This is a genomic window from Mesorhizobium sp. 128a (genome assembly GCF_053848025.1).
The window spans coordinates 1-7,240 of record NZ_JBSPKY010000053.1; the positions used below are offsets into that span (position 1 = coordinate 1).

6 protein-coding genes are annotated in these 7,240 nt (G+C 63.1%); all 6 read left to right on the forward strand.

The genetic code is table 11. The features are described from left to right. Positions 1-190 (forward strand): hypothetical protein (locus ACWTU9_RS32760; RefSeq protein ID WP_455861939.1); only part of this gene is annotated, 190 nt, incomplete at its 5' end. 526 nt (positions 191-716) lie between these two features. After that, positions 717-896 carry a hypothetical protein gene (locus tag ACWTU9_RS32765; RefSeq protein ID WP_455861940.1) on the forward strand — a complete coding sequence of 60 codons (180 nt, stop codon included), beginning with the start codon at positions 717-719 and terminating at the stop codon, positions 894-896. A 170-nt stretch (positions 897-1,066) separates the two neighbouring features. Further along, complete coding sequence (locus ACWTU9_RS32770; RefSeq protein WP_455861941.1) at positions 1,067-3,373, forward strand: peptidase domain-containing ABC transporter; 2,307 nt, start codon at positions 1,067-1,069, stop codon at positions 3,371-3,373. Positions 3,374-3,479: 106 nt separating this feature from the next. Further along, on the forward strand, positions 3,480-4,889 hold the full coding sequence (locus ACWTU9_RS32775; protein ID WP_455861942.1) for an HlyD family type I secretion periplasmic adaptor subunit: 1,410 nt from the start codon (positions 3,480-3,482) through the stop codon (positions 4,887-4,889). A gap of 29 nt (positions 4,890-4,918) precedes the next feature. Then, positions 4,919-6,646, forward strand: a complete 1,728-nt coding sequence (locus ACWTU9_RS32780) for a tetratricopeptide repeat protein (protein ID WP_455861943.1) — start codon at positions 4,919-4,921, stop codon at positions 6,644-6,646. Between the two features lie 13 nt (positions 6,647-6,659). Next, the gene (locus tag ACWTU9_RS32785; RefSeq protein WP_454589935.1) at positions 6,660-6,881 is read left to right on the forward strand and encodes a hypothetical protein; all 222 of its coding nucleotides are present in this window, start codon (positions 6,660-6,662) and stop codon (positions 6,879-6,881) included. Positions 6,882-7,240: the final 359 nt, after the last annotated feature.

Here is a 7,240-nt window from a genome sequence, read left to right on the forward strand (position 1 = left end):
CGACTGGCTCGACGGGAGCAACCGGCTCTACTGGTGCAACGGGCTCGACCGGAGCGACTGGCTCGACGGGAGCAACCGGCTCTACTGGTGCGACTGGCTCGACGGGAGCAACCGGCTCTACTGGTGCAACGGGCTCGACCGGAGCGACTGGCTCGACTGGTGCAACTGGCTCGACGGGAGCAACAGGTGATACCGGTGCGACTGGCTCGACTGGAGCAACAGGCTCTACCGGTGCAACCGGTTCGACCGGAGCGACTGGCTCGACTGGTGCAACGGGCTCGACCGGAGCGACTGGCTCGACTGGTGCAACGGGCTCGACCGGAGCGACTGGCTCGACTGGTGCAACTGGCTCGACGGGAGCAACAGGTGATACCGGAGCAACCGGCTCGACTGGCGCAACAGGCTCTACTGGTGCAACCGGCTCGACCGGAGCGACTGGCTCAGCCGGAGCGACGGGTGCGACCGGAGCGACCGGCCCGGGAGGTGAGACTGGTGACCACCATGGCAATAACGGCTTTGGCAATGGAGATCAGGATGCACCTGGTAATTCCGGGAACCATAACAATGCCGAAAACGGCCCTGGTCACAAAGCCAACGTCACGACCAATACGCTGGGCCTAAAGGACTCGACGCAGTTCCTGCAATCCGGCTCGACCGACAGTGGTGCCGTCAGCCATGCGTCGTTCCGCCAGCTCATCGGCCTGGCGGCCAGTTCGGTGACGACCGACCTCCTGAATGTCCTCAACACGATCAGGGGATTTGGTCAGAACCAGAACAAGCCGTTGGGTGCGAGCACCGACCTGATCTCGGACAAGACCAAGCAAGGTGCCGGCTACGCCAACACCGACGACACAGTGAAGAAGGCTCTGAAGGATATTCTGAAGCCGCATGAGTGAGCAGGAATGGTGACCGGACAAGCCACGATAGAAGCCGGTCCAAGGGTAAGAAATGGTCGCGTGGGCTTTGCGAGAGAGCAAAGCCTGCGCGTTCACCATTTCCGAATGAGCAAGGGACGGTCTGCCCTAGGCACGACTGAACCTTGGCTTGCGTGCCGGAAGGGAAGACCATGGTGAGCATCCCTTTGAACGCCGAAAACCAGCCCGTCCAAATCCGCACCGACACCGAAGCCGACGGGACCGGCAAGGCCGGCGGCGAGAGCGCAGTGGGGCGGACTCCGGGTGGCCCCGCCGAGTTTGACCAGGTCGGGCCGCGCCTCAAAGCAATCCTCGCGGTCGCCCGCTATTACGGGGTCGAGCTCGACCCGAACGAATTCAGGGCGGCAAGTGCAAGTCCGTTTCCAACCTCCACTGATCTGTCTGAATGGGCCCGTAATGGCGGTATGTGGTCTCGCGCCGTCCGCGTTCGCTGGTCTCACCTCTTGCGCTTTCAGGACACCGGACCGGTCGTTCTGTTGTTCAACGATGGGGGCGCGGGGCTCCTCATCGGGGCGAGTGCCGAGCGCAACCTGGTCTTCCTCAAAAGCGCGGACGCGCCTGATGATGGTCAATCCACCGCGATCGACGAGCTGCGGCTGTCGCAGGTGTGGACGGGCGAGGCGGTGCTGCTGCGACAGGCGCGATCCTCTGTAGAGGCGGATGCGCCTTTCACTCTCGGCTGGCTCGTCGAACTGGTGCGGCTCGAAAGTCGGCCGCTCCGCGACGTCGCTATCGCATCGTTCACGCTCAGCGTGCTTACCATCCTGCCGCCGCTCATCGTCATGACGGTCGTCAACAAGGTGCTGCAGTTCAACAGTGTCTCCACGCTGTTGCTCTTATCGGCCATAATTGCCGTTGTCTTCGCCTACGAGACGCTCCTGGGCCACGCGCGGCGATTGATCATCAACGTCGTCGGCGCGCGTCTGGACACCAAACTGCAGCTGCACGTTTTCAGTCGGCTCCTGCGCCTGCCGCTGGACTATTTCGAGCGTCATCCGGCCGGCGAGACGATGTACCGTCTCGCCCAGGTCTATCGCATCCGCGAGTTCCTGACCGGCAAACTGCTCAGCACGTTGCTCGACCTGATTACGCTGTGCGTGCTGATACCGGTGATGTTCTACATCAACGCCAAGCTCGCCTGGATCGTGATCGCCTGCGCAGGCGTGATCGTGGTGATCATTCTCGCCTTCCTCAAGCCGATGCGCCGCAGGTACCAGCGGGTGATCGAAGCCGAGACATGGAAAGCGGCGGCGCTCGGCGAAACTGTTGTCGGGATAAAGACCGTGAAGGCACTTGGCCTCGAGCCGCAACGCAAGGCGCTTTGGGACGAGCAGGTGGCGGAGTCGGGAAGGGCGCGCCTGGCCTTCGGCCAGTTCGCCAGCTGGCCGCAAACGCTGGTTACGCCGATCGAACGTGCCATGGTGCTTGGCACTATGCTGATCGGCGCCTATCTCGCGATGAACGACAGTTCGGGATATATGGTAGGCGGCCTGTTCGCCTTCATGATGATCTCCCAGCGCGTCGCACAACCCCTCGTCGGGCTTGCACGACTGATCGAAGACTACGAGGAGGTCGGGGCAGCGATCGGCGAGGCGGCGTCTGTCCTGAACCGGCCGCTGGAGAGCAGTTCGAATTCCCTCGGCCTGAGACCAAGGCTCGTCGGCGAGATCACGTTCAGCGATCTGACCTTCAGCTATATCGGTACAAAGACGCCCGCACTCGACCGGGTCAGCTTCAACATTCCGGCAGGGTCCATGTTCGGCATCGTTGGGCGCAGCGGGTCGGGAAAATCGACGATCGCGCGTCTCCTGCAGGGGATCAACCGAGACTATAGCGGATTCCTCAAGCTGGATGGTGTCGACCTCAAGGAATTCAACCTGCGCCACCTGCGCCAGGGGCTCGGCGTGGTGCTCCAGGACAATTTCCTGTTCCGCGGATCGATTCGCGACAACATCATTGCCGGGCGCGCAGGCCTGACGCTTTCCGACGCCATGCGTGCCGCACATCTGGCCGGCGCCGAAGAATTTATCGAACGAATGCCCAATGGCTACGACACCTACATCGAGGAAGGATCGCCCAATCTGTCGGGCGGTCAAAAGCAGCGGCTGGCGATCGCGCGCGCCCTCATCCACAATCCGACCATCCTCATCCTCGACGAAGCCACCAGCGCACTCGACCCGGAGAGCGAAGCGGTCGTCAGCAACAACCTGATGCGCATTGCCAGCGGGCGCACGATGATCATCGTTTCGCACCGGCTCTCCTCGCTCACGGAGTGTGACCAGATCCTGGTAATGGAGCAAGGTAAGGTACTCGACGTGGCACCGCACGCGACCCTGCTCGAACGATGCCCCCTCTACAGGCAACTGTGGTTGCAGCAGAACCGGCACCTCGACGGCCGCGCCGGCCGTCCGGTGGCCGTACCGACGCGGCTGGATTGACGATGTCGTGCTGCGATCGATTGAGCGCGAGGATCGCCCGCAAATCGGCGATCCATACCGGCGCCAAAGTGCTTGGCGGCATGAAGGTGGAATGGGATAGCAAGCCATGAGCAGCAGCACCTCACTCGCCATCCGCCCTGCCCGCTGGCAGCGAACCAAAACGAACGATCCGACCACACCGGCCATCCTCGAATTCCAGTGGCCGTCGACGGCGATCGCCAATGCGCCAATTCCGAGAGCCGCACGGGGCATCGTCTGGGTTATTTCGAGTTTGGTGATCGCCTTGATTGCCCTGGCAGGGTTGATCCCCGTCGACCAGGTGGTGACGACCAGAGGGCTAGTGGTCTCACAATCGCCGAACATCATTGTGCAGCCACTGGAGACGGCGATCGTTCGCTCGATCGACGTGCGCGAAGGACAGCATGTGCGAGCCGGTCAATTGCTTGCCCGCCTCGATGCTACCTTTGCCTCAGCCGACCTCCAGTCGCTGGCAATTCAGGTCTCGACGCTTGAGGCCGAAGTGGCTCGGTTGAAGGCAGAGGCCGACGGGCAAGCCTTCAACTATGACGGTCTCGATCCAAGCTGGACCCTGCAGGCGTCCATCTTCGAGCGCCGTAAGGCGGTCTATGACTCCAAGCTGGATAGTTTTGACCGACAGCTTGACGAACTGAGTTCGGTGATCTCGCGATCACAATCTGATGCAGAAGGCTATCGCCAGCGGCTCAAAGTCGCGGCCTCGATCGAACAGATGCGAAAACAGCTGGAAGCAAGACAGGTGGGAAGTCGCCTCAATACGCTCCTCGCCGAGGACAACTGGGCGGAAATGTCCCGCTCGCTCAGCAATGCCGAGCAGACAACAGAAGCCGCCAAACGCCAGCAGGCGGGGGCGGCTGCCGACCGCAACGGCTACATTCAGAGCTGGCGAGCGGAAGTCTCGCAGAACCTGTCGGAGGCGAACTCGCGACTGTCCGACGCCCGCGAACTCCTCAACAAGGCGAAGCTGCGCAAGCAGTTGGTCGAACTGCGGAGCGAAGCCGACGCTATCGTCCAGTCGGTGGCGAAGGTTTCGGTTGGGTCGGTTCTGCAGTCTGGTGAGCGCTTGATCACTCTGGTTCCGGTCAACGCGCCTCTCGAGATCGAGACAAACATCGTCGGCCGGAGCAGCGGCTTCGTTCATGTCGGCGATCCGGTGGTCATCAAGTTCGACACCTTTCCCTATTCCCAATACGGCCTCGCCCACGGCTCCGTACGAGCGCTCAGCCCTGATTCCTTCTCGGCACGAGACCAAGTGCGCGATCAGAACAGCTCCCGGGCCATGCTGCCTTCGGATGCTGAGCCGTTCTATCGTACGCGGATTTCCATCGACCAGGTCGCGTTGCACGACGTGCCCGCCGGGTTCGTGGTCAGCCCCGGCATGCCGGTGACGGCAGATGTGAAAGTCGGCCGGCGCACCGTGCTCAAATACATTCTTGGCGTGATGCTCCCGATCGGCCAGGAAGCCATGCGGGAACCCTAGCGCAGTTGGACTACGGAGGGGTCGTATCGATGGCAATCCTGAATCGGCTGACCGATCGCGCCTTCCCGGCAGCGGCCTTGCGCCGGGCAATCCAGCTCAGCGACAAGCCGGCAGAAGCCTTTCCGCACTTGGCGGTCGCGGCACGCGCCGGTCTCGTCGATGCCGAGTATCGGGTCGCCCGTTGCTATCTAGAGGGCTCAGGCGTGCCGGCGAGCCGGGCGGAAGGTAGGCGTTGGCTGCTGCGGGCAGCGAACCACGGAAGTGCTGACGCGCAGGCTCTTCTGGCTGCCCTCTATCTGGCCGGGCTGGTGCCCGCGGATGCTGACGGCCGCGATGCCGGCTCCGTGAGTCTTTTCGAACGAGATTACTCTGGCGAACCTGACTTCGCTGCTGCGCTCGGTTTTGCCACCAAGGCGGCCGAGGCAGGCTCGGCAACGGGACAGGCGATCCTCGGTTACATTCTGGCCAGCGGCCCCGAGCCGATGCGGGATGCGGATGCTGCGCAGCGCTGGTACGAAAAGTCGGCCGCAGCCGGCTGCGCCGAAGGAAGTCTCGGCCTTGCCCTCTCGCTGGCCCGGCGCGGCAGGCCGGAACAACGGAGCAGGATCGCCGACGAGGTACGGCGCGCGGCAGATGCCGACCTGCCGACCGCAACCTACCTTCTCGCGGTCCTCACCGAACATGGGTTCGGAGTCACGAGCGATCTTGCTACGGCCGCGCGGCTTTATCAGCAAGCTGCGGAGAAAGGCCTTCCCTCGGCCCAATTCCGGTTAGGGCTGGCGCTGATCGACGGGAGTCTCGTCGACCCGGATCCCGTGGCCGGGGAGGCGTGGATGCGGCGCGCCGCGCTGGCCGGCAACGTAGAGGCAGCCCACTTCCTGGGTGATCGTAACGCCAAGAGCCGGCCGCCGGATTTTGCGGAAGCCGCAACATGGTATCGACGGGCCGCCGAGGCGGGTCACCAGGCCGCCGCGCGCGCACTGGCATCTCTCTACTTGACGGGAAACGGTGTTGTCAGGGATGAGAAAGAGGGGACACGCTGGCTGCGCACTGCAGCGGCAAGCGGGAACCAGGAAGCACAAGTAGACCTGGCCAACCTCGTGCTTCGAGGGGCTGGCGAGCCGGCAGATACTGCAAGTGTAGCCCGATGGTTCGAGGCTGCCGCATTGTCGGGCGACCTGACCGCTGCGTTCAATCTAGGGCTCTGTTTCACCAAGGGCGTCGGTGTACGCCAGGACGAAGGTCAGGCTGCGCAGTGGCTAAGGCGCGCGGCCGAAGGCGTGGCCGAGGCTCAATACATGTATGCGCGCATGCTCAGGGATGGGCGTGGCGTGGTGGCCGACGCGCATCACGCCCGCGCCTGGTTTGCCGAGGCAGCCGAAGGTGGCGTGCTCGACGCCCAAGTGGCACTTGCGGAGATGCTGCTCAACGGGGGCGGCGGCAAGCGTTTGCCGGAGGCCGCCGCGAAGCTGTTCGAACGGGCCGCCGCCGACGGTCATGCTGGGGCAATGTTTGCCTTGGGGGTGCTGCACAGTTCCGGCGAGGGCCTGCCCATCGATCAGGTGGCGGCGCAGAAATGGTTTGCCGCCGCCGCCGAACGTGGGCACGGACAGGCCCAATTCATGCTGGGCCGGTATCTCTCCAGAGGTCTTGCCGGAGAGCGCAACCCGGTGGCCGGCCGCCTTTGGCTCGAGCGCGCGGCAGCGCACGGCATCCAGGAAGCGGTCGAGGAGCTCGCCCATTTTGCCCCGGGTTGAAGCAGGTCAGAATATGAGCAGGCGCGCCGCCGACTTTCTACGCAGATGGATGCTCGACCATCTGCCGCCGCGAATTGAAGACCCCGCCCTTGTCGTGACCACCATGGCGGCCGACGCCGTGCGGGCTGCCGAGGTCCAAGGCATGACGCACCAAGAGATCGATCAAGAGATCGCAAGCGTCTATGAAGCGATCATGTGTACGCTCGAGGATCGCGCGTCAGATTTGGCGGGTTAGGCAAAACGCCCAGGCTGACTCGAGATGCGCCTGCGAATGTCCCAATTCAGGAGAGAATTGCCGGCATTCACTTGCGCCGTCAGCTTTGCCGGTTGATCCCCGCCCTGATCGCGTACTCTGATCGGGTGTAAGGTCGCCGGGTTTGAGGTGGTTGGGGTCTTCGCCCAGCGAGTTCACCGCATGAGTCGTTACCATTGAAGGCAGCAAGACAGCCGCGGCCCGACGGTTTGTTGGGGTGTGTTCGACTGACCGTCGGGCCTGTCGGCAACTTCGCGGCGCCCCTTGAGTTTTGCTGCGTATTTCGCAAAAACGGGACAGTCGTTCCGCTAAATCGCGGACAGCAGTTTCACTAAGTCGCG

What these genes read in the sequence shown, in the direction of transcription:
- ACWTU9_RS32770 (WP_455861941.1), top strand. Translation starts at nt 1,067, where the DNA reads ATGGTGAGCATCCCTTTGAACGCCGAAAACCAGCCCGTCCAAATCCGC.
- ACWTU9_RS32785 (WP_454589935.1), top strand. Translation starts at nt 6,660, where the DNA reads ATGAGCAGGCGCGCCGCCGACTTTCTACGCAGATGGATGCTCGACCAT.
- ACWTU9_RS32775 (WP_455861942.1), top strand. Translation starts at nt 3,480, where the DNA reads ATGAGCAGCAGCACCTCACTCGCCATCCGCCCTGCCCGCTGGCAGCGA.
- ACWTU9_RS32780 (WP_455861943.1), top strand. Translation starts at nt 4,919, where the DNA reads ATGGCAATCCTGAATCGGCTGACCGATCGCGCCTTCCCGGCAGCGGCC.